This is a genomic window from Endozoicomonas sp. G2_1 (genome assembly GCF_017744155.1).
GTDB lineage: Bacteria > Pseudomonadota > Gammaproteobacteria > Enterobacterales > Alteromonadaceae > JAGHQT01.
This window is the reverse complement of sequence record NZ_JAGHQT010000020.1, coordinates 1-23,239: the sequence shown is the minus strand read 5'-3', so window position 1 is coordinate 23,239 and position 23,239 is coordinate 1. Positions and strand designations below refer to the sequence as shown.

The following is a 23,239-nucleotide window of genomic DNA, read 5'->3' as shown; positions in this document are numbered from 1 at the left end:
CGCAAGTCAAATAAAAAACATGGCTTTTGTCAACGGGAGCCAAATAGTAGCCTAGCATTTGTCTGCTTTAACATTGGGCGATATATTGCACAGGAGAGCAAGATGAACATCGTTAGAAATATTGAAAAGTCATTTTATCCAGAAATTTATCCTGATAGTACTCCTATAAATCACTACTTAAAATTGTGTTTGGTTAAAACAAATGGTTTAGCTAGATACGTTTTGATAGTAATAGATTTTGACAGCAGTATAGACTTTAAAACTCAAATTGAACAAGCTCGTATGAGCATACGGCAACAAACGTCTGCTATGTGGTTATTTAGAGAAGTAGGGGCATATATTGTATTTGTTTGTGATGAGCTTCCTAATGTTAATAGGTCACAAATAAAAGTTGATAAAACAGGCTTTCACGCTGTAATAATTCAGGGGATTCATCTTGTTTCAAAATCTGGCAACCATTTGTATAATCACGCTAAATGGTCGCATAGATCATTCGGTGGCACGGAGTGTATTGCGGCACGTATTGTTAATAGTGCAATATAGCTATTGCTTCAAAGAGACAAACAAAGCGTTGTAGCCATCCTTGCGCTCTTAATTTTAGTTAGATTAACCATTCGCCACTTTAGTGGCCTTAAGTATGTTTTTAGTCACGGAACCAATTATGAATTATATAAAGTACTCGATAGCTACTATCTTATTAGTCACGTCTTCTTTTGGTAGTGCCGAGGAGTTGTCAGACAATACTGCCATACAATTGATAGAAATCGAGGGTGGGGCACAAAAGTCCATTGATGCTATCAAAGCCCTGTTACCTCAGTTAAAAGCTATGTACCCCAATCAAAGCGAAGAGTTTTGGCACACTATCGAAAGTAAAATGGATGCGGATAGTTTGAATAGGCAACTGCTGCCTATTTATCAAGATAACTTTACCGAAGAAGAAGCTATTGAAATATTGAGATTTTATCGCACAGAAGCCGGTAAAAAATTTCTTACTCAGTACTCTTCAATTCAAAAAAAAGTATTTAGTGTTTCAAGAGCGTGGGCTAGAAGCTTGGATAAAGAATTTAAGCACATAAAAAAATAGGTATGATAAAAAGCTAACGAGCGCTTTTACGGTAAAAATAAAGCTCAGTTTCCCTCGTAGCGCTCCTGATTTTAACAACGTGAAGTATGCGCCCGTTAGTAAGGCGTTAGATCTTTTTATGAAATTAATTGTTCTGCACGGCCCGCCAGCATCGGGAAAGTTAACCTTGGCGACTCATTTAAAAAGAGAACTAGGGTACAACATTCTCCATAATCACCTTACTGTAGATGTAGCCATTGAAGTCTATTCGAAGTTTGGCGAGGGTGATTTTTATGACTTTGTCGATAACCTTCGCACGTTGGCGATAGAGAAAGCATGCCAAAACAAAATAGAAGGGTTAATTGTAACTTTTTGTTTTGATGAAGCTATAGATATGGATATTGTTGATCACTGGGAGTCGATAGTTTCAAGTTATGGCGGTGAAATGCTCCCTATCTACCTTAATGTTTCAGCAGCAGTTTTGTCCGATAGAGTAAAAGGTAACTCTCGTATTGGGTCTAAAAAGCTTCAATGTCCGATAGAGTTAGATAAGGTTTTATTCGAGAATGACTTTGGAGCAATTTCAAATAAAAATACTATTTCAGTCAATACTGACCTTTTATGTGCGGAACAATCTGCGCGTTTAATCCTTGAACACATGTCTTAACCAGTTATTTAAACGCACAAAAAATAGGTTGGCTTGCCTTATCGCGTGCGGTATTGTTTACTACTTAGCGAGGTGCTAAGTAGTTTTAAGTGTTTAATAGTATTGTGTTTATACAGATATCATGGAAGTTGGGAGATTTAAATGAAGGGAAGCAAGGTAGTTGTAGGTATTAGCAAATTCTTTGGTTTTGTAATGCTAATTATCTTAAGTGTACTGGTGTATTTTATCTTTATAATCCCATTGATGTTTGACTCTACAAAGCTTCCTTTAAACTATGGCAAAGTAAATTCAGAGCTATTTTTAAGTGATGGTAAAGCACAGCCTTTACTTGTTTACTTTGGCGGGAGTGAGGGCGGAAACAGCCTAACAAAGCCCAGTAACGTCGCAGAACGGCAACAGTATATTGATCAAGGGTATGCTGTATTAGCTGTTGGCTATTTTGGTATGGAAGACACACCAAAAGAGTTAGATAGAATTTCATTGAATGCGATTTACGAAGAAATCACTTTAGCGTTGAATGACTCAAATATAAACTCAAACTGCGTAGCGGCGATAGGGGGCTCAAAAGGAGCTGAATTAGCACTTGTGTTGGCATCAAAATACCCAAAAATCAATGGAGTTGTGTCATTGTCTGGAGGTCATACTGTGTTTGCTAGTCCATCTTTATACGCAGACGGGAAAACTTCGTCATTTATGTTCAATGACCAAGAGCTTCCTTTTGTGCCTTTCACATATGAGATGTTACCATCACTTTTAATGGGGGATTTTCGAGGTGCTTCGGAAATTGCTTTAACGAATACTGACGCTGTCCAAAGAGCTCTTATAAAAGTGGAAGATATTAATGGCCCTATCCTATTAATTTCTGGTGAGAAGGATCAGGTGTGGCCATCGACAGAAATGTCAGAGAAAGTAATATTAAGATTAAAAGATAACGGCTTTAGTTACCCCTTTAAACATATAGTGGTGCCTGGCGGAAATCATTCTCAACCTCAAAATGACTACCAGACAGAAGTGATTGAATTTTTGAATGAAAATTTCTTGCCCAGATGTGGCGCTTATCATCAGAACACGGTCTAAGAATTGATAAAGTTGCAATACTGAAGATTCGCTTCTTTTCATTTATTAGTTTAGCGAGCCTGATTTGTCATGTATTAGTGCACTATGTAAATTAATTGAAAACGGAGTTTATAATGAAAAAAATACCTGTTACTGGCGTTATCAATGCTTGTTTCAGCTGCTATATCTGCTGAAGACACAAAAACAGACCTTAAAGAACTTGCACAAAAGTATTTCGACACAATGGTCGCTACTCAAGCCCCGGGGGCTTCGGAACAAGACATTGAAAATCACTTGAGGTTGCTGTCTGATGATGTTGGCCACTCACATTTACCCTGGGTAACAGATGATTCACGCTTACCTGATGGCAAAGCGGAAATGAAAAAAGGGATGATGTTTTATCTTGGGTCCCATACAGACTACAACGCAGAACTATTGGATGTATTTGTATTCAATCATTCAGCAATTGCTATTAGGTATAAAAATTACGCCAAGGGTATTCACCCACAAAATAATCAGCCAATTGAATACACTCATCGAATGATGGAAGTATTGGAAATAGAAAACGGCAAAATTGTGGTAATAAGAAAATACCATGAATGAATGGTGGATAAAAAGCTGTGCAAAAGGGTGTAAATAGCTGTTTTAGTACTTGGTGTAGCTATGTATTTATCAGCTTCTTGTAAAGTATTATATCACTTGGAGATTGGCGATATGGAAATAAGAAATGTTAGTGAAAAGATCATCAAAGGGTTCTCTATACGGACAGATAATGAAACTGAAATGAATCCTGACAAAGGACGAATTCCCACTCTGTGGAAAATGTTTGATGAGAATATTGAGGTCAATTACCAAGGTGGTGAGAGAGTTTTTGGCGTCTATTTCAACTATGAGTCAGACCATAACGGAAAATTTGATGTGCTCGCAGGCTTTGATGGCCGTGCGGTACCACCAGAAAAGAAAATAGAGCAAATTGCTATCCCTAGAGGTAAATACATAGTATTCACTCATCGCGGGGACATGCCACAAATTGCCATAGACGCATGGACAGAAGTTTGGCAGTACTTTTCTAACAGTAACCCTGAGCACGAACGACTGTATACTACAGACTTCGAATATTATCCTAGTGAACATCAAATTGAAGTTCACATTGCCGTAAAATAGTCATGTAACAAGCTATTGTAAGCGCTGGTATTGACGTTTGGCTCGTTTTTAAGTTGATTTTAAGATTTAGCCCAATATTTGAAGCCCTGTGTTGAGGGGGAGGTAAACAATGAATATTTCTCAAGCCAGAGATCTAGTTAATCAATATCTCCAAGTTGAAGAAAAAAAGGTTAATGAATTTGGTTGCGCGTTACCTAACTACGTCAATCCAAATATTAAATTAGTTATCGATGAAAAGCATACGAAAACACATGACTTTGGCTGGGTGTTTTATTTTAACGATAAGAAGTTCATTGAAACTAATAATTGGGAATATGCGTTAGGTGGAAATGCACCAATTATTGTGGATAAAGCTAGAACTGATTTAATTCACACTGGCACTGCTCATCCAATTGAATATTACGTAAACAATTACTTAAAAAATGGTGATCCATTTAAGGAATAATTGTAGGGCATTATCTATCTGGGAGGATCTAGTGTGTTAATTAAATTTAGTGTTTTTGGCAAACCTATGTCTGTTGTCAGAAAAGACAAAGAGTGGCAGTTGTTCAATGAGCCAGATATAGGTATTCGTTCACGAGTTTATGATGTAGTAATTCCGTCAGAATTAAAAGAAAGTGAACTCGAAAAATACTTAGACGACATCTATCACGAATTTTCGTCGGAAAAACACTCAAGAGTCAAAAGGGTAAATTAGTTTAATCGTAATGTTTATCGAACATCGCAATATGGCGGTGTTGAAATACCACATCACGTTACACAGTAATGGGAATTGACAATTATATTTGATAGACATGTAAAAAATGTAGCGTCTTCTGGAGGGCTATGTTGACTAGCCTCTAAAGATCAAAAAATAAACCAGTGTGGTTTGTGGTCGTTTTTTCTTTAGTTTAATGGCTGGTGTTTTGTATCATTTGGTTCGTAGTCACCGCAAAAAACCAAGTTAAAATAGTTAGCTTTAAAGCGGAATAATGTTTTTTTACTCTGCATTCTTGAGAAAATTTGGCCACGTGACTCAATTACTAATTAAAAATTACTGTGACGTGAACAATGGACTTTCGCTTCTAAGTTTTTGAGATTAAATGCTGGTGCTAATATTTTCTATGAAAAGTCAATTTGTTAAGTAACGTTGTTTAACTGAATAAGGAGGGCTATTGAAAAAGTACTTATTGATAATTTTCATCGGCGTCATGGCTTTTGGTGGGTATCTTTATCACTATTCCTTAAATATTTACGTTCAAAAGTTTCGTATTTATGCAAACCTTTATTTTAAACACCATGATTATGCAACTTTTGCTCGCTCTATTTTGACAAAACCGAATGTAAAAGAAGTAGGGTATAAATATGGCAGTATCACTGCCGAGTACTTTCAGCCTGGCACAACCGTATCACAACAGCAACTGAGTATTTGGGAAACGCAGTTAAAAGAACATTCTTTATTTTTTGCCAAGGTTATTGATGGGGAGGTTTTCTTTCATATAGGTTCGATTCCCTATAAAAATAAAGTCCTTTTAGCGGGAGTCGTTTATAACTCTAATAAAACATATACTGAAGACTGCTTGGCTAGAGTTAACAGTGTTTCACATGGTACTTGTTTTGAGAAGTACAATAGTAATTGGCTAATTAGTTATAATTGGCATGAACGAATTTTATCGCCTTAATCTTGAAAGTTAAAAAACACCTATACTTTGGCGCCCTTATAGAAGTTTGTTGCTTTAAGCAAACATCCACAGCATTTTAATAATGTATATCTTAGAAATTGGAGAGGTTAATTGAACGTTGGGTTTTGCAAGGATAGCTATTTTCTTTTAAAACTGTTTAGTATTTGGTGTCTCCTTTTATCGATTCTAACATTGGCTGAATTTTCACAGATTTATGTGTTAGGAGAGGCGACGAGTTTTATTGTTGAGCTAAGGGCTAAAGTCTACTTGTCGGGTATGTATATATCTTGCTTCATATTTGTTTTTTCTAGTTATTTGGCTTTGGTTAGGTATACAAAGTTAGCGCTGTTTCTTAGTATTTGTTCTGCGATAAGCATTTATTTTACAGTAAATTGGTTTTATTCATTATTGATAGCAACACAATGAGATGACTTTTCACATGTTAAGCATCATTGCGTAAGTTATAATTCGATTGATTCGATGTTCCTAAGTATGGTGAGCGATAGATAATTGAATTTTGTCCGAAAGCAGCCAGAATGGCTCAATGAAGTTTAGTGTTAACATATAAGCACTTATCTAAAATGCTAGTTGTTTTGTCTCAACCTTTTGTAAATTTTTCTTTTTATATAAAATGGCTCACAACATATAGCTAGGCTATCAAAAAAAGTCTGTTAATTATTAAGTTTTATGAAAAAAGCCAGATCTTTCTTAATCGTCTTGCTGGGTCTTTATTTTATTTGGTCTGCAGTTAATGTCACGGCTTCAGATTCTAATCATATGGGTTCTCCAATAGATATAGCCAACGAATATTTGCAACACGAGTTAAACAATAGTGATGAAGATATATCACCCGAGCTACTAGATAAAATTGAAAAGCAAACTGGTGTAATGATTGTTGAGGGCAAGTTAGGTTATCAGTTGTTAACTATCGCAGCGTTTAAGCTTATATTGGCCGGTATCGTTTTAATTTTTATAGGTTTACGGCTCCTAAAAAATACCGATTAGCAAGCGCTTCATGATAATAGCTACATTCCACTGTTTTTAGTATTTTTTTCTTTGTAACTACATATGGCAAAATCAAGCTTTTTACATAGCTTCAATGTTACAGAAGAATATTGCTTTTAGGTATTGTGTTGTAGTTAAAGCAATTTACGCTCTCAGTTAAAAAGATTTATCAAAATAGGATTTAATTTGAGAATAAAACACTATATAAAGCCGCTGAAAGTATTTGCAAATACTGAGTTTGAAAATTTAATTTGGCAATTATCGGTAGTGCTTATTAGTGGTGTCATGTCATTTGCAAGCTTCACAACAGGCGTTGGTATTTTGTTTTTTCCAATGTTTGCTGTTTTGTGCATTACCGTATTAGGTATTTTAGTTGACATATTTTTTGCGATAAAAACAGTGTTAGCAAAGTCAAATTCTAAGATGTAAATACAATAAAAGTAAGCGTGATACATGACGCCTAACTTCTATTGGCAAACCGTAAACTTAGCAGAAAGGTCAAGTCTTCATGGTATTAAGGAGTTATTGTGAAAATAATTGAGGGAGATTTAATCAAGCTGGCGTTAAATGGTGAATTTGATGTCATTATTCATGGTTGTAATTGTTTTTGTACCATGGGGGCTGGTATTGCCAAAGCAATTAAGGCTGAATTCCCTCAAGCGTACAAAGCTGATCTTGAAACACAAAAAGGCTCAAAAGAAAAGCTTGGTTCATATTCAGAAGCAACGGTTCACAGAAACGGAAAATCTATTACCATTATTAATGCTTACACTCAGTTCAATTGGAGGGGGCGCGGCACGAAAGCAGATTATGATGCTATTCGGCGTGTGTTCTCCTTACTTAAGGTAAATTTTAGTGGTGCTCGAATTGGTTATCCATTAATTGGTGCTGGGTTGGCAGGAGGCAATTGGCATACAATATCTCAAATTATTGATTCCGAACTAGCGGACGAAAACCATACGTTAGTGAAGTTTGCGCCACAATAAAATATTCACAAATAACTTTCTGTATTAATGTTCTCACTAAGAGTGAGTTAATTTTAATTTGAGATTTGATGAAATCTGAACGCCAATTGATTATAGCGTTACCTTTTGCGACACTTTTATCGTCCTGTGGGGTCACGCCTATGACCTCTAAATCTGTGTTTATTCACCCCTCATTTGGTGAGGTAGAGAGTGAACATTCAGAACTTAAGTTGGCGCAAAAGCTTTGCGCAGATGACTACTTTTCATCAGGGGTAACTATTGACGGTAAACTGGTAGCTGGCGAGCGTCATTTATGTGGCATATTAAGAGACTATAGAGCCGAGCAGTTTGAACGATTAAAAAATAATAAACCGACTAACTCAGGAGCTAAGTCGACATTAGCGCTGTTCTCAGACAGTGATAAAGATCCAAGTTACCTTAAAGAAATTTAAAAATTGAGTGGCAACACCGCAAGGTGTGTTAGAGATGAATATCACTTTAACTATTCAGGCATTAATTATTATCACGCGGAAACAGGTGAGTTGCTCAAATCAAATCGTTTTAAAAGCTCAGTGCAATATCTACTTTGATTTAATTGCGCTATTAATCGAGTGACTACCTAATTAGCTTATTATGACGGGAAATATATGAGTCGTTTTGTAACGTTGGAACAAAAAGTTGTCTGGAAGTTTAGCGCTATTTCTGATGGAAGTGTTGATGGTTTGTTCGATTTACATGAACAAATCGGCGTCGGCAAACATTATTATTGTATTGCTTCTGATAGCGAGAGCTTGTGGTGTCCTATTGACCCAATGGAAGGTATGTTTGATGGTGAAGTGTTGGTTGTTTCTCAATCAGATACAGTGAAATTGGCTCAATACTTAAGTGACAACTGTCCCAAACCAAGCTTTTTATCTAGGTTAATAGGTAGGCAATGTAAAAAATCTGATTTATTGCAATTGATTGAAGCCATACTAGAGCACTCGAGCAATCGAGAACGCTCTGAGTTCCTATCTTGGCTATAAACGTAGTATGTTTCTATATCTTTATCCCGAGTGTTCGCTCAATGCCATTTGAAACACAAAGAAATGGCGACGCCTGCGACATGTTATTAAGATCAAAGTCTCTTTCCTGTTTACTGCAGTACTGGCGTTTTACCGACAGAAACAGGTGAGTTTAGTGAACTCATGTTCGTCAATTGGACGACTAACATTGAGCCAATGGAAAATTTGTAAAACAGCTTAACGGTTTTACAAGTAATAGAATATTTTGAATAAGGAATGCTATATCAAATGAAAATCATATTTATTGCAGCGTTAATGTTTTTTACGCCCAGTATTTATGCGACTAAGTACGTGAGTTGCGAGGATCCGAAGTACATTACCTATGTTAAAACTAGGTTGGCGTATTATGAGCAAGTCAATCGCGAACTATATCAAGAAGCGATTGTCGAGCTAAAAGGAGTCAATTTTAATAGCCTTGATAACATTGAAAAATCAGTTTTTTTGTACCGAGTTACGGTATTGAGTGCGATGTTTGATTCCCAAGACGTGGCATTGAATAATGTTAGTCGATATCAAGACCTTGAGAAAAACAAACCTTTTCATGCTAAATCAGGCGATGTAGTGCATTTAACCAATATCGCTCGAGGTTGGATGGCTTTAAATATAGGGGATTCAGACCAAGCCATTCGTTACCTTTTTAAATCAACAAAAACTGAAGGTTCACCAAACTTAAATAGTTTTGGCCCTGATATGACTTTGATTAGGGCACTCTATAATCAAGGCCATAAAACAGCCGTTCTCAAGTATCTTGAATTGGTGCAGTCGTTTTGGAATACAGACAGCGCCAAACAAAAAATTCAAACATGGCGCAAGATGGCCGAGCATAATTGCCCGATCCAATTTCAATTTTATGATACCAAGTCTATAGAGCAGCTGAATCTATCATAAAATCATCACCTAAAGAGAGTCTCCTAAAAGTATATAGCCCTTTTTAAGTCCTTGTTTTAGGTAAGTATATTAATGGCGTAATATCAGAAATAGCTCGTAAATTTATTGTCCACGTTTGCTATCCTTTGCCATAGTCCTCCTACTTATCGCGCAAAAGTACTGCAGTGTTGCTTGATCTATTATGTGAAAAACTATTATCAGAGCTCGAATATAGTCATAAATATTGACAAAGTATGAGCGCTAGCTCAAACAATTGAGCTCTACTCCATGTTTTTGAAATGAGCTACTACAAACAGTGTAAACCTTTAATTTAGAAGTCATGCCTATTGTGTACCTTATAGTTTCTACATTTGGTTGTAGAAACTATAAGGCACACTCAACTAATTGTTTTATATGTAAAATTAAAGTACAGTGAATTTTGCAGTAGCTAACAAATGTTTCGATATTAACAATTGTTATGTCAGAAGGTATTAGTTGCTGAATTTACCAATAAAACAAAAAAACATATAAATTTTCACACTAGGGGGAAAAATGAGAGTTAGCAAATTAGTACTTCCGATATTATTTCTGCTTTTAATAACTGGCTGTATATCGCCTAAAACGTACATTGATCCAAGTTTTGCAGATGCGACTTATGACGATGTTTTACCAGTTACCAAAAAATACAAAACGCAAGTACTGGTTGAGTTCCAGCGCAACGGAGAATTGTTTTCTCGAGCCAACAAAGAAGTCAGAGGCCACGTTGAAAGAACCTTGCGCGCAACAGGGGTTGTTGAAATAACTGATGAAGATCCTGACGCGTCAATTAAAGTGGTTGTAAATAATATTGCTGATTTGAGCGACGCTGCTCTAAAAGGTTTCGGAACTGGTTTAACATTTGGCGCATCTGGCTCTTTAGTCAGCGACTACTATGAGATTACAATTGAGTTTGACGATGGTAAAGGTACGCAATTAACAGAGCGCTACAAGCACGCATTGCATACGACCATTGGCAACAAGAAAGCCCCGTTTGACAACGTGCAGCCAACAACTCCAGCAGATGCGTTTGCAAGTGTAATTGAAGAAACAATCCTGAATTTTATCAAAGATACACAATCAAAAGGGCTTCTATCTTCGGAGGCATATTGGCGTTATCAATATTCACTGCTAACGGCGAGGGGGATGGCTAACCAAGCGTAGCAATGTATTTAAATTATCTGAGTTAGTTTTGGTAATGAGCGGTTGAACAAGTCCATTAACCGTTTATTATCAACCTTTGTTAACAGTTGACTGCTTTAGTACTGTTAGTGTGTCAATTAAAGCTTTGTATGCTATTAATGGTAGCGTGGCCTGTTGTTTAAAATTAAGAGCAATAAACATGACTAAAATTAACAAACTATTATTTATTGGGGGACTAGTGATCGCATTGACTGGTTGCCAGTCCAGCAGGGAACTATCAAACTCATTTGAAAGCTCTTATACAAACAAAAGAGCCAAATTGACTTTTCATACCTCAAATTTTTCAGCAAACCATTTACCTCCTTTAATTAAAGCGTTTGCATATTTAGATTCATATTTGTACAGCGATTTTTGTGGTGACAGTAAAAAAGCCATAGGTAAAGCGTCAGTAAATAAAGATAATACAACTCAAGAAACTTGGTTACCAAACGGCAAAATCGTCGCAAATATCGGTTATTACGCTGTTGGTGGAGGCGGTTTAACGGGGGATTCGTACTACGTGTTAGAAGTTGAACCTGATTTACACTATAGAGTAACGCTTACTGAATCTCGTCCATTTGTAACCAGTTATTCAGTGACTATTGAAACCGACACAAGGTCCCCAAAAATATTAGCGCAGTATTCTAGCGCTAAAGCGCTGTGTGCAGGGTATTCTGGTTAAAATTATGATGACAGCTTGGTATGTCATTATAGCTTGTGGTTTTATTCGCCAATTTAAATCAAAACAAATACATCATATGGACTAAAATTAGGTAACACAAAAGAACGACCACTAAGAATAAAATTAATTGTATGCCATGTAATACTGAGCGTTACTTTTGGCTGTTGGTATTAGTTGGCCGTATGTGAGAATACTGCATGTTTTTTGAAAGCAATAGGTATTACACTTTGTAATCAACGCAGCTAGCGTTAACGACGGTCGCTGTATTTTTAGGCAAATTAAAAGGACTGACTTATGGAAAAGTTAATCAGTTTGAGTTGGACTGCTTTTACCATTTTCATTGGTGCATTGTTTTTTGGTTTAAGGGACTTTGATAAGTCAATCTCAGATTTAGATTTCAACGTTTATTTATATGTTGTATTTATTTTCTTGCTTCGTTTTAAAATAGCACTTGATGATAACTTTTATTTTAGCATCACCGAAATGCAAAGGTGGCAGTCATTGTGTGGCCTAGCAATAGCATTACTGACATGGTTTTTATTTGTATTTGCCGGCTACTATCTCTCGACGTTTTCTGATTCAATTTTTCTACTCTTGTGGTCATTAGCTTTATCCACTTTTTGGATACTGGTGATTGCTATTGGTGACGGTTTTTATTCTGAACAAAAGGTATGGCTTGCAACGAATACCTGTTATATCACCGGATTAAGCACTTTGTTGTGGTTACCAAGTTTGAGCGAAGTCTCTGAGACTTCGCAACACCAGGTAGCCTTGACCACTATTGATGTAGCAACCAGTTTTGTGCTGACTGTTTTGATTGTCATTACGATTATAGATTTCAAATACAGTAAATCCATACAGAATGCTAAGTACTAAATCGATCTCATAGGTAGGTGAAACAATAGTAATTATGGTATACCACTGATTTGGCTCAGTGGGCTATCATTAGAGCTGGGTTAATAGAATGTAATTAGGGGTAAATTAGCTATTGAGTCAAGTTTACGCTATTGATGCTTTGCTGACTAGCACGCACTTTTAAAGTGCTAAGGACTGTTAAATGAAGTTTTTTGCACTAGTACAGCTGTTCATTGTCGTACTTTTTTCTGCTTTGAGAGCAAAGCCAACTTTGTAAATTCAAATAATAAAGAAAAAGATAAGTTACTAGCATTGAATAAAAAACTTGATGAATTGAGTGTAGATAACCAAGTGAGCGGGGGTTTTTTGTTTGCCCGTAAAGGAGAAATCTTATTTAGAAAAGTCGTTGGTAAGGTTCACGTGCACCGAGACGATTTGATCTCTTCACAATCACCTTTTAATGTCGGCTCTGTATCTAAGCAATTTACGGCGATGGCAATTATGCTGCTTAATCATCAAGGCAAACTAACATTTGATCAAAAGGTAGCGTTCCATCTTCCTGATTTTCCATACGCAGACATTAGAATTCGGCATTTGCTAAATCACACATCAGGTACAATCGACTACGAGAAATTAACCGATAAGCATTGGCAGATAAGAGATTTTACCAATCAAGATATGGTTAATTTATTAAAGAGATTCACTCCCGACTTAGCGTTTAATCCCGGGGCTCGATTTGATTAAAATAATACGGGCTATGTCGTTCTTGCGCATTTAGTCGAACAAATATCTGGTCAATCTCTTGAGGACTATTCTACTCAATATATATTTAAACTATTGGGTATGAGGAATACTCGAATTTTTACAGTGCTGTCAGAAAATCAAAATTTTGGCTCTAGGGTTTTTGGGCAAAGTGGCGACGAAGTTTATGATTTGTACCATCTTGAGGGAGTAACTGGCGATGGCGCAGTTTATTCGACAACTGACGATTTACTTAAATGGCACTATGGTTTGCTCTACAATAAATTAATACCAGCAAAGCTTAAGAAGGAGGCTTTTTTACCTGCGGTGTTAAACGATGGCTCAAAGTCTTATTATGGCTTTGGTTGGTCAATTGACTGAGAGTTTCCATCGATTGTTGCTCATTCCGGAAGTTGGCTCGGTTTTAGATTTTATTTAATTAGAAATACTGAAAAAGATGAAGTCTAAATTTTTTTGACGAATAATACTCACGGCATTGGATTTATAGAGCTTAGAAAGTTAATTTATGCCGCGTTAGATACCAAATTGAGCGATATATTATAAAACGTCATAGTCGAACATACTGTCTACATTAAAGGAAACAAGATTGCCACATTGTATTATCGAGTATTCATCGCGCCTCAACGGCGAGCTATTAGTCAACCTTGTTCACCAAGGGGCGCTAGCATCCGATTTATTTCAATCAGAAGGCAGCGATATTAAAGTTAGAGCTATGCCTTATCAGAGCTTTAAAACGGGCTCGGTAAATCTTGATTTTATCCACGTTACTATGAGAATTCTGCCCGGTCGAAGCGCTGAACAAAAATCAATGTTAACGGGTTTGGTTTTGCAACAATTACAAACAATGGCGTTAGAAGGTTGCTCCATATCCGTCGAAGTCGCCGATATCGATAAAGCGAGTTACGCTAAAGTCATTGTTTAACATCCAAGGTATGAAGAGCGCAGCATAACGACATGAAAATAGTTCTCTTTACTATATTATTGCTGGTGAGCTCATCATCTTTCGCATCCTGCGTTATTTTACTGCACGGTTTAGCTCGTTCGCCTGATTCTATGAATAAGCTTGACGAAAGCTTGTCGCAGACTGGCTTTACTGTTGTTAATCAAGGTTATCCTTCTCGAGATTTTCCTATTGAATTGCTTGCAGAAAAGGCGATTACCCCAGCACTGGCTCAATGCCCAAAAGATGCTAAAGTCAGTTTTGTCACGCATTCGCTTGGTGGTATTTTAGTCAGGCAATATTTGAGCACAACTGATATTGAACAGCTGCATCGCGTTGTTATGCTTGGCCCGCCAAACAAGGGCAGTGAAGTGGTCGACAAACTCGCTAAGGTACCGGGTTTTGAATTTATCAATGGGCAAGCGGGTTTACAGCTTGGCACTGGCGAATTGAGTGTGCCAAACCAGCTTGGTAACGCAGATTTTGATCTCGGTATTATTGCTGGCACCCGTAGTATCAACTTAATTTTATCCCAGTTAATCCCCGGCACTGACGATGGTAAGGTTTCTATTGAAAGCACCAAGCTTGAGGGAATGAACGCTCATCTTGTAATGCCGGTAACACATCCTTTTATGATGAAGAATAAGCAAGTGATTAAACAAGTTATTCACTATCTTCAACATGGCAGCTTTATAACGGCAGAAGGGCAAAAGCAGGATTAGCACTAGTGCTAATTTGGTGCTTAGTTAATCATTGATTTTCAAACGACTATTGCGCGTGATGGCTGAAAATTGGTAGGATCTAACGCAATTTCCCCCGAATTTCCACTGTCTGTTGAATGAGCAATTTTTCTTCTCTTTATAATTTGCTAGAGCAAGCCAAAAAACCTGATATTGGTCGCTTTAAAAAGCGGCTACAAGGTATTAAGAAAATACAAGACGCTGACAAGCAAGCCAAGGTATTGTCGCAAATAAAAGATAACATTGAGCAATCAATTGCACAGAAGAAGCTCAAACAAAGCCAAAAACCAGCAATTGTTTACCCTCAAGGCTTGCCGGTATCGCAAAGTGTCGAGCAAATAAGTCAAGCAATTTGCGATAATCAAGTGGTGATTATCGCTGGTGAAACAGGTTCAGGTAAAACAACCCAAATCCCTAAAATTTGTTTGGAATTAGGGCGAGGTATCGACGGGTTAATTGGTCACACCCAGCCAAGGCGAATTGCTGCGCGCACAGTTGCCACACGCATTGCCGAAGAGCTCAATAGTCAGTTGGGTGAGTTGGTTGGTTATAAAGTTAGGTTTACCGATCAAGTCAGCGACAGAACCTACATCAAGTTGATGACCGACGGTATTTTATTGGCTGAAATGCAACAAGATCGCCTGTTGCGTCAATACGATACCTTGATTATTGATGAAGCCCATGAGCGCAGCCTTAATATTGACTTTATTCTTGGCTATATCAAACAAATTTTGCCAAGGCGCCCAGATCTTAAAGTGATTATTACCTCGGCAACCATTGACCCAGAGCGCTTTGCCAAGCACTTTGCTGATGTTAACAACAAGCCGGCACCAATCATCGAAGTATCTGGTCGTACTTACCCGGTCGAGGTTTTATATCGTCCTCTGGCAGAGCAGGACGACCCCGATGTTATTAGTGGTATTTTGCAAGCGGTCGACGAGTTAACCCATTTACCGGGCGCGGCTAATGGTCAAGGGGATATCTTGATCTTTTTAAACGGTGAGCGCGAGATACGCGACACTGCGGCAGCGCTTGAGCGGGAAAACTTGCGCCATACTCATATTTTGCCTTTGTATGCTAGATTAACCGTCCAAGAGCAAAACCGCATCTTTCAGCCCCATAGCGGCCGTAATATTGTACTTGCAACCAATGTTGCCGAAACCAGTTTAACGGTTCCTGGCATAAAATACGTTATCGATCCCGGTACCGCCCGTATTTCTCGTTACAGTTATCGAACCAAAGTGCAACGCTTGCCGATTGAGCATGTGTCTCAAGCCAGTGCTAATCAGCGGGCAGGGCGCTGTGGCCGAGTTTCCTCTGGTGTTTGTATTCGCTTATATTCGGAAGAAGATTATTTATCGCGGCCGGAGTTTACCGACCCAGAAATTCTGCGCACTAACCTTGCCACCGTTATTTTACAAATGTTGGCGTTAGATCTCGGCGACATTAGCGATTTTCCGTTTGTTCAACCGCCAGATAAGCGCAATATTAACGATGGTATTCGCTTACTTGAAGAATTAGACGCGATGTCGAGTGGCTCGGCAACTAACGGCAAATCGAAAGCCAAGCTCAGCGCTAAACCCAAGGGCGGTAGTCAACATCAGCTTACGAGTACAGGTCGTATCTTAGCTAAGTTCCCGATTGATCCGCGTTTGGCAAAAATGATCTTAACCGCGCAAAAGTTTGGTTGTATTGAGCCGATACTGGCAATTGTCAGTGCGTTAAGCATTCAAGACCCGCGTGAGCGTCCCCACGAGAAGCAGCAAGCAGCCGATGAAAAACACAGCCGCTTTAAAGACAAAGAATCCGACTTTCTCAGCTTACTCAATTTGTGGCAATACGTTAAAGCGCAGCAAAAAGCACTCAGTAACAACCAATTTCGTCGTTTGTGTCAAAAAGAGTATCTGTCGTATATTCGCATTCGCGAGTGGCAAGATATTTTTAGCCAATTAAAACTCACGTTACACTCACTGAAAATCGAAATTAGCCAGATAGATCTTGAAGATGCTGGCGCCGCAAGCTTGATTCATCAATCGATACTTTCCGGCCTGCTCAGTCATATTGGCCAACTCGATGAAAATCGCGAGTACAAGGGGGCCCGTAATAGCCGCTTCTTTATTTTTCCTGGTTCTGGCCTTGTCAAAAAAAGCCCTAAGTGGCTGATGGCTGCCGAGCTCGTTGAAACCAGTCGCTTGTTTGCGCGAATGGCGGCCAAAATTGACGTTAGCTGGCTTGAACCCTTGGCTGGGCATCTTATTAAAGCCAGTTACAGTGAACCTCATTGGGAGAAAAAACAAGCCGCGGTCATGGCTTATCAGCAGCTTTCACTATACGGTTTAGTGATTGTTGCTAAGCGCAAAGTTAATTTTCACGCTATTGAACCTGACACTTGTCGCGAAATTTTTATTCGCGAAGCGCTAGTAAATGGTGACGTTAAGTTACACGAGCCATTTTTTAAAGCGAATAAGGCGTTGCTCGCATCGATTGATGAAATGGAGCAAAAAGCTAGGCGCAGAGACTTTTTGGTTGATGAAGAGCAGCTTTATCAGTTCTACGCTGAGCGCATCCCACAGGATGTTATCAGTCTGCGGGGTTTTCTCAATTGGTGGAAAAAACAAAAAGCGAAAACGCCTGAGCTCCTCAATTTCACCCGCGAATTTTTACTTAATGAGGATACTGAAAACCTTTCGGCGAATGCTTATCCTGATATTTGGCATCAGGGCAATATACAACTGCCGCTGAGTTACCACTTCAATCCGGGTGAAATAGACGACGGCATCAGCGTCCATATTCCATTGGCACTGTTAAACCAAGTTGAAAATAGCGGATTTGATTGGCTGATACCTGCGCTGCGTCACGAGCTTATTATTGCGATGATCAAAGGTTTACCTAAAACTTTGCGCCGTAACTTTGTGCCGGCGCCGAATTATGCCGATGCCTGTGTTGCCAACATTCACCCTGAACAAGGCACTTTATTTGAGGCAGTCGCCAAACAGTTACTGAGAATGTCTGGGGTGCGCTTGCCCGAAGACTGCTGGCAGACACTTGAATTACCACCGCATTTAGTGATGAACTTTAAAGTGTTTGATGAACACGGCAAGTTACTCAAGCAAGGACGCGATTTTGACCAGTTAAAAGCAGAACTTCAAGGCAAAGTGAAGGCGTCAATTAAGAAGGTTGCTGATAAAGGCATCGAACGCAAAGCTATCAAAACATGGGATTTTGCTGATATTCCAACCGGCTATGAGAAAAAAGTGGCCAATATCACAATGCGTGCGTTTCCGGCGTTAGTCGACAAAAAATCCAGTGTTGCCATTGAGCTGTTTGAACAACAGGCGCTTGCCGACCAAGCCATGTTAGACGGTGTTACTCGGTTAATTTTGCTAAATGTGCCATCGCCGCTGAAGTATTTACAAGAGAAATTACCCAATAAAGCAAAGCTGGGCCTGTATTTTAACCCATTTGGCTCGATTGCTGAGTTGCTTGACGATTGTATTTACGCCGCTGCACGCGCCCTTGTTGAAAAGCGCTCAGTGATACCGCGTACTGAATCAGAGTTTGACGCTTGTAAAGACGAGGTCAGGGCAGAAATCGCCGATTTGGTGCTTGCTGGCGCGTTGAAACTTGAACAGGCGCTGAGCCTTGCCCATGATATTCGTAAAAAACTGAAAGGTAGTCTTGGCTTCGCCATGATTCAATCGCAAGGGGATATCAAGCAACAGCTCGACAATATGGTTTACAAAGGCTTTGTCACAGCCTCTGGATTTGACCGCCTGTCGGATATTATTCGTTATTTAAACGCTATTTTACGCCGTTTAGAGAAACTGCCGATTGATCCAACCCAAGATCGCTTGAAAATGTTGGAAGTAGAAAAAATGCAACAGCGCTATCAAGAGTTACTGCAACAGCAGCCAAAAAGCCAGCCAATTGCGGCAGAGTTATTGGAAACGCGTTGGATGATCGAAGAGTTTAGAGTCTCGTTATTCGCACAAAATTTGAAGACCGCATACCCAATTTCGGCGAAGAGAATAGCGAATCATTTAAAATCTTTTAGCTAAGCTATTTATTTTCATTACAATTCACACTATTCTTATCCATAGTGTGAAAATGATGATTTTTCTGGTGTGATTTGGAGTACACATGATTAATTTTGATGATAAGCGCGGTTTCTATCGTATGTTGATCAACAGTGAAGTAATGGTCACGATTATTGATGATGAGGCCAACAGCCAAGTATCGGCAACTTGTCGAGATTTGAGCGCAACGGGAATGGCAATTGAAATGTCTCACCCAATTGAAGTGGGCACTAATATTCGCGTTCATGTTGAGTCGGCAACTAGCACGGTGCAAGCGCTCAATGCCAAAGGTAAAGTTGTGCGCGTAACAGAAGAAAGTGGTGATTGCTATTTGTTGGGCGTAGAAATCAACGAACTTGATTAAACCAATATGGTGTTAACGTTCAAAGCTTTAGTTCGGTATTTGACGTTTAGCTTGTTAATCGGTTGGCTCAGCACTGGTGTCTTCGCAGAGCCACTTAATGTAGTTACTGAAAACTGGCCACCTTATAACTATCTATCGCCCTCAGGCGAAATACGCGGTATTGCGACAGATAATGTTAAAGCAATACTCGCATTGACCGATTTATCCTATCAAATAAGAGTTAACCCTTGGGCGAGAAGCCTTCACCTAGCAAAAACTCAACCCAATACCCTCATTTATTCGATTTATCGCTCTGCAGAGCGCGAGCCTTATTTTCACTGGTTTTGTCCAGTACTAGCAAATACGCCGATTTATCTTTATCGCTTGGCAAGCAATAACGTCAGGTTTAGTTCGTTAGCTGATATTTTGGACAACAAGCTGCGCATTGGCGTAATGAGAGAAGACAACAGTCATCAATTTTTGCGTTCAATTGGCTTTATTGAAGGTGTACATTTGGATATTTCAACCGCTGAAAGTCTTAATTTTAATAAATTATTTGCTGGCCGCATCGATTTTATTGTGCAAAGTGAGGCGTCAATGGCTTATCGTCTTGAGCAGCTTGGGGAGCCCATGTCTGCGGTAAGTAAAGTCAGCAGAATTCATCCCAGTGAACAGTCAACTCACTGCATGGCGCTTAGCAAAGCTAGTTCGTCTGAAGTCGTCGGTGAAATAAAACGCGCTTTTGTCCGCTGGCAGCAAGAAAACCCTTTGAGTGAACACTCTCTGGCAGATGTGCTGCGCAAACTGCCAGAGAGCTAATGTTACGTTTGATATTGACAGCTCATCACTACCTTTGGTTGTTTAGAAGCTTTGATTGACTTGGCAAACTAAGCCTTTTAGGTAATAACCTTCAGGGTAATTGGCAGCAATTGGATGATCTGGTGCTTGTTGCAGACGTTCGACAATAAATGCTTGTTTATTGGCATCAAGCGCTGCATCAGAGACGACTTTTTGGAACAAATTCGCTTCCATTAACCCCGAACACGAGAAGGTTAATAAAATCCCACCTGGCTTTAACAATTGCATCGCCAACATATTGATATCTTTGTAGCCTCGACATGCTCCCGTTAGTTGCGCTTTTGACTCAACAAATTTTGGTGGATCAAGAATGATCATATCAAACTGCTTACCTTGCTCTCGGTATGTCCGCAGTAGTTTAAACACGTCGGCTTTAACAAATTGGATGTGTTCGCCATCAAGCTCGTTAAGTAGGTGATTTTCTTTGGCTAGATTTAGTGCTTGTTCAGATACATCAACGTTGGTGACAGACTTTGCACCATTTTTTGCGCAGTGCAATGAGAATGTACCTGTATATGAAAAGCAATTAAGTATGTCTTTACCCTTGGCGTAACGGCCAGCTGCTGCACGTGACTCGCGTTGATCTAAATAAAACCCCGTTTTGTGACCAGCGGCTACATCAACTTTAATGTCGATACCGTATTCGCTAATAACTCGGCTGGTATCTTCAGGGTTATCTGGTGATGTTAACCAACCAGTAACAGGCTCTAAGCCCTCTTTTTTACGGACATCGACATCTGAGCGCTCATAAATGTGATAGCCAGGGTAGAGCGCTTTTAAACCATTGATAATGGCCAGTCGTTGAAAATCTGCACCTGCGCTGAGCAGCTGACAAACTAATAGGTTGTCGTAACAATCAATGGTTACGCCCGGTAGTCCGTCTGATTCACCTGCGATCAAGCGGTAACCAGTTAGGCCGCCTTGCTCGATAAAAAACTGACGTCTGGCTTTAGCATTGGCGAGCTTTTTGTCGAAAAAAGCCTGGTCAATTTGTTCATTTTTATCAAAACTCCACACTCTGATGCGAATTTGTGACGCCGGTGAATACGCGCCTTTGGCTAGCCAGTTGCCTTTGTTGTCAAATATGTCAACGGTTTCGCCGATACCAGGCTTACCTTTAATCTGCTTAATTGCCTTTGAAAATACCCAAGGGTGCTTTCTCAACAGAGATTTTTCGCGACTTGGGTTAAGGAATATTTGTGCAGACATAAGTTGGCCCCGGAAATTAAACGAGCGGCGATTTTACGCAAAGCCTTGCTCTAGAGCAATAGCAACAAGCTTCTTGATATGACTTGAGGACATAGAGCGTTTTCAGCAAGTATCGCTTGATGCGCAAAACGGATTTTTCTACCATTGGATAATGACAATCGCTAATGCTAGTAGTTTATGGAATATATTGATTTTGACGGTGAGCAAAACTCATTAATAGCGACGATAGAAAAGCCTATTATTGACGCTGATGAGTGTTTAATAAAAGTCGCTGCCAGTGGTATTAACCGAGCTGACCTATTGCAACGAGCGGGAAAATACCCAGCTCCCGCGGGTGAATCACCTATTTTGGGCTTGGAAGTTGCCGGCGTTATTGAGCAAGTTGGCAAAAGTGTTAGCGATTGGCAACTTGGCCAGCGCGTATGTGCTTTGGTACCTGGTGGAGGTTATGCCGAGTACACCAAAGTAAAAGCATCTCACTTGATACCGTTGCCTGATGACTTTAGCTTCGAGCAAGGCGCGGCAACAGCTGAGGTGTTTTTAACCGCTTATCAAAGCTTATTTACCATTGCTGCTCTCAAACCGGGGGACAGTGTGCTCATTCACGCCGGTGCGAGCGGGGTTGGCAGCGCCGCAATTCAACTGGCTAAAGCGGTTGGTGCTGCTGTTGTTACTACGGTTAGTAATCAATTAAAAGTTCAGGCTTGTGAAAAGTTTGGCGCTGATCACGTTATTAACTATCGAGAACTCGATTTTGTTGAATGGACAAAAACCCATTACGCCACAGGTTTTGACGTTGTACTCGATGTCGTTGGCGGCGACTATTTAACTAGAAATATTAACGTGTCAGCACTTGATGGCCGCATTGTGATGCTGGCCATGTTGTCGGGGCGTTACAGTGACAAGGTCGATATCGCCAAATTACTATTAAAGCGCGTCAACATTCACGCATCGACACTGCGAAATAGAAGTGACGATTATAAAACGGATTTGGTGCAGGATTTTTGTCGAGATTTCTATCCAATGCTAGTGAACAAGCAAATTACGCCGATTATTGATAGCTGTTACAGCTGGCAACAAGTAGAGCTAGCTCATCAACGTATGGCGAGCAACCAAAATATTGGTAAATTGATTTTAAGTTCGCCACGCTTTAATGGTGCGCAATAGCGTTAAGCTAAGTTATCTATTCAATAAAGGTAAAACGTTTTAGCGTTTTACCATCGCGCTCTATTGTTTCGTCAAACATTGATAAGGGCCTAATCCATATTTCACGATCGCCATATAGCGGTTGATAGACAACGTGAACTTCTTCTGTTTCACTGTGCTTTGCTATGTGTAACACTTGATAGTAGTTACCCTTAAAATGTTGATACTTTCCAAGTTTGATCATAAGGCTATATGGGGATAAGTTAAAAACATTATGATAACACCAACATGCAGTCTTTAGTTGATACAATTAAACAACTTATTGAAATGATTTAGGTCACGACTACGTTATTTTGCTAGAAATAACTACAGCCTTATTAATAACGTCGGTATGAAATTTTTTGGGGTATTAACACTAAGAATTGGTTGCGGGAGCCGGATTTGAAAAAGACATGACGACCTTCGGCCGCTTATTGTATTAGCGAGCCCGACGCGCTACCAGGCTGCTCCATCCCGCGTCCGGATGACTTCATTGAGAAGTTAAGCCAAAACAGTTCTATTCTTGTTTTAAAATTGATTATGAGATTTGGATTTTAGGAAGACAAGACGACCTTCGGCTGTTTATTGTGCTAGCGAGCCCGGAGAGCTACCAAGCTGATGTATCTAGCGTCCAGTTGACTTTATTGAGAAGTCAAACAGTAAAAATTTTAATTTGCTTCTTAAAGTTAATTAGGGGGATTTGTATTTTAAGAAGAGAAAAGGATGATTTGAAATTGGTTGCGGGAGCCGGATTTGAACCGACGACCTTCGGGTTATGAGCCCGACGAGCTACCAGGCTGCTCCATCCCGCGTCCGGATGACTTCATTGAGAAGTTAAGCCACAACAGTTTTAATTCGT

General features: G+C 39.4%; 26 protein-coding genes, 1 tRNA gene and 1 pseudogene. 25 read left to right on the top strand and 3 right to left on the bottom strand.

Translation table 11 applies throughout. The features are described 5' to 3' along the window. Positions 1-102: 102 nt before the first annotated feature. From J7384_RS16695 to J7384_RS16575, 24 genes and pseudogenes are all read left to right on the top strand, one after another. Entirely contained in the window at positions 103-543 is a 441-nt protein-coding gene (locus J7384_RS16695; RefSeq protein WP_209115676.1) for a hypothetical protein, read from the top strand. A 118-nt stretch (positions 544-661) separates the two neighbouring features. Then, a complete protein-coding gene (locus J7384_RS16690; protein ID WP_209115675.1) occupies positions 662-1,084 on the top strand; it encodes a DUF2059 domain-containing protein in 423 nt (140 codons plus the stop codon). Positions 1,085-1,202: 118 nt separating this feature from the next. Next, positions 1,203-1,730: an AAA family ATPase gene (locus J7384_RS16685; protein WP_209115674.1), complete on the top strand. Its 528-nt coding sequence runs from the start codon at positions 1,203-1,205 to the stop codon at positions 1,728-1,730. A 141-nt stretch (positions 1,731-1,871) separates the two neighbouring features. Continuing rightward, positions 1,872-2,807: an acyl-CoA thioester hydrolase/BAAT C-terminal domain-containing protein gene (locus J7384_RS16680; protein ID WP_209115673.1), complete on the top strand. Its 936-nt coding sequence runs from the start codon at positions 1,872-1,874 to the stop codon at positions 2,805-2,807. A gap of 144 nt (positions 2,808-2,951) precedes the next feature. Continuing rightward, positions 2,952-3,389, top strand: coding sequence for a nuclear transport factor 2 family protein (locus J7384_RS16675; protein ID WP_209115672.1), 438 nt, complete (start codon positions 2,952-2,954; stop codon positions 3,387-3,389). A 60-nt stretch (positions 3,390-3,449) separates the two neighbouring features. Beyond that, on the top strand, positions 3,450-3,950 hold the full coding sequence (locus J7384_RS16670; RefSeq protein WP_348523886.1) for an effector binding domain-containing protein: 501 nt from the start codon (positions 3,450-3,452) through the stop codon (positions 3,948-3,950). A gap of 109 nt (positions 3,951-4,059) precedes the next feature. Then, positions 4,060-4,395, top strand: a complete 336-nt coding sequence (locus J7384_RS16665; protein WP_209115670.1) for a YrhB domain-containing protein — start codon at positions 4,060-4,062, stop codon at positions 4,393-4,395. Positions 4,396-4,428: 33 nt separating this feature from the next. Further along, positions 4,429-4,647: a hypothetical protein gene (locus J7384_RS16660; RefSeq protein WP_348523885.1), complete on the top strand. Its 219-nt coding sequence runs from the start codon at positions 4,429-4,431 to the stop codon at positions 4,645-4,647. 457 nt (positions 4,648-5,104) lie between these two features. After that, a complete protein-coding gene (locus tag J7384_RS16655) occupies positions 5,105-5,611 on the top strand; it encodes a hypothetical protein (protein WP_209115669.1) in 507 nt (168 codons plus the stop codon). A gap of 687 nt (positions 5,612-6,298) precedes the next feature. Then, on the top strand, positions 6,299-6,616 hold the full coding sequence (locus J7384_RS16650; RefSeq protein ID WP_209115668.1) for a hypothetical protein: 318 nt from the start codon (positions 6,299-6,301) through the stop codon (positions 6,614-6,616). A 186-nt stretch (positions 6,617-6,802) separates the two neighbouring features. Continuing rightward, positions 6,803-7,045: a hypothetical protein gene (locus J7384_RS16645; protein ID WP_209115667.1), complete on the top strand. Its 243-nt coding sequence runs from the start codon at positions 6,803-6,805 to the stop codon at positions 7,043-7,045. Positions 7,046-7,143: 98 nt separating this feature from the next. Next, positions 7,144-7,602, top strand: coding sequence for a macro domain-containing protein (locus J7384_RS16640; RefSeq protein WP_209115666.1), 459 nt, complete (start codon positions 7,144-7,146; stop codon positions 7,600-7,602). A gap of 140 nt (positions 7,603-7,742) precedes the next feature. After that, positions 7,743-8,033: a hypothetical protein gene (locus J7384_RS16635; RefSeq protein WP_209115665.1), complete on the top strand. Its 291-nt coding sequence runs from the start codon at positions 7,743-7,745 to the stop codon at positions 8,031-8,033. Between the two features lie 195 nt (positions 8,034-8,228). Continuing rightward, positions 8,229-8,606 carry a hypothetical protein gene (locus J7384_RS16630; protein ID WP_209115664.1) on the top strand — a complete coding sequence of 126 codons (378 nt, stop codon included), beginning with the start codon at positions 8,229-8,231 and terminating at the stop codon, positions 8,604-8,606. A gap of 267 nt (positions 8,607-8,873) precedes the next feature. Then, positions 8,874-9,533 carry a hypothetical protein gene (locus tag J7384_RS16625; protein WP_209115663.1) on the top strand — a complete coding sequence of 220 codons (660 nt, stop codon included), beginning with the start codon at positions 8,874-8,876 and terminating at the stop codon, positions 9,531-9,533. 531 nt (positions 9,534-10,064) lie between these two features. Continuing rightward, positions 10,065-10,712: a hypothetical protein gene (locus tag J7384_RS16620; protein WP_209115662.1), complete on the top strand. Its 648-nt coding sequence runs from the start codon at positions 10,065-10,067 to the stop codon at positions 10,710-10,712. Between the two features lie 109 nt (positions 10,713-10,821). Then, positions 10,822-11,412 (top strand): hypothetical protein, encoded by a 591-nt coding sequence (locus J7384_RS16615; protein WP_209115661.1) that lies wholly within the window; start codon positions 10,822-10,824, stop codon positions 11,410-11,412. A gap of 294 nt (positions 11,413-11,706) precedes the next feature. Next, positions 11,707-12,288, top strand: a complete 582-nt coding sequence (locus J7384_RS16610; RefSeq protein ID WP_209115660.1) for a hypothetical protein — start codon at positions 11,707-11,709, stop codon at positions 12,286-12,288. Positions 12,289-12,579: 291 nt separating this feature from the next. Further along, positions 12,580-13,389: pseudogene (locus J7384_RS19465) on the top strand (serine hydrolase domain-containing protein). Between the two features lie 226 nt (positions 13,390-13,615). Then, the gene (locus tag J7384_RS16595; protein WP_209115658.1) at positions 13,616-13,951 is read left to right on the top strand and encodes a 5-carboxymethyl-2-hydroxymuconate Delta-isomerase; all 336 of its coding nucleotides are present in this window, start codon (positions 13,616-13,618) and stop codon (positions 13,949-13,951) included. Positions 13,952-13,983: 32 nt separating this feature from the next. Beyond that, a complete protein-coding gene (locus tag J7384_RS16590) occupies positions 13,984-14,691 on the top strand; it encodes an alpha/beta hydrolase (RefSeq protein WP_209115657.1) in 708 nt (235 codons plus the stop codon). A gap of 116 nt (positions 14,692-14,807) precedes the next feature. Next, entirely contained in the window at positions 14,808-18,767 is a 3,960-nt protein-coding gene (gene hrpA / locus J7384_RS16585) for an ATP-dependent RNA helicase HrpA (protein WP_209115656.1), read from the top strand. Positions 18,768-18,849: 82 nt separating this feature from the next. Next, a complete protein-coding gene (locus tag J7384_RS16580) occupies positions 18,850-19,149 on the top strand; it encodes a PilZ domain-containing protein (RefSeq protein WP_209115655.1) in 300 nt (99 codons plus the stop codon). A 6-nt stretch (positions 19,150-19,155) separates the two neighbouring features. Then, complete coding sequence (locus tag J7384_RS16575) at positions 19,156-19,947, top strand: transporter substrate-binding domain-containing protein (protein ID WP_209115654.1); 792 nt, start codon at positions 19,156-19,158, stop codon at positions 19,945-19,947. A 42-nt stretch (positions 19,948-19,989) separates the two neighbouring features. On the opposite strand, the gene J7384_RS16570 is transcribed toward J7384_RS16575, so the two are convergent. Beyond that, the gene (locus J7384_RS16570; protein WP_209115653.1) at positions 19,990-21,195 is read right to left on the bottom strand and encodes a class I SAM-dependent methyltransferase; all 1,206 of its coding nucleotides are present in this window, start codon (positions 21,193-21,195) and stop codon (positions 19,990-19,992) included. Between the two features lie 177 nt (positions 21,196-21,372). Between J7384_RS16570 and J7384_RS16565 the strand changes: the two genes are divergently transcribed. Further along, positions 21,373-22,362, top strand: coding sequence for an NAD(P)H-quinone oxidoreductase (locus J7384_RS16565; protein ID WP_209115652.1), 990 nt, complete (start codon positions 21,373-21,375; stop codon positions 22,360-22,362). A 16-nt stretch (positions 22,363-22,378) separates the two neighbouring features. Here the strand turns inward: J7384_RS16565 and J7384_RS16560 are convergent, their stop codons facing one another. Both J7384_RS16560 and J7384_RS16555 read right to left on the bottom strand, forming a co-directional pair. Beyond that, positions 22,379-22,585 (bottom strand): DUF1653 domain-containing protein, encoded by a 207-nt coding sequence (locus J7384_RS16560; RefSeq protein WP_209115651.1) that lies wholly within the window; start codon positions 22,583-22,585, stop codon positions 22,379-22,381. Positions 22,586-23,115: 530 nt separating this feature from the next. Beyond that, positions 23,116-23,192 (bottom strand) — tRNA-Met (locus J7384_RS16555). Positions 23,193-23,239: the final 47 nt, after the last annotated feature.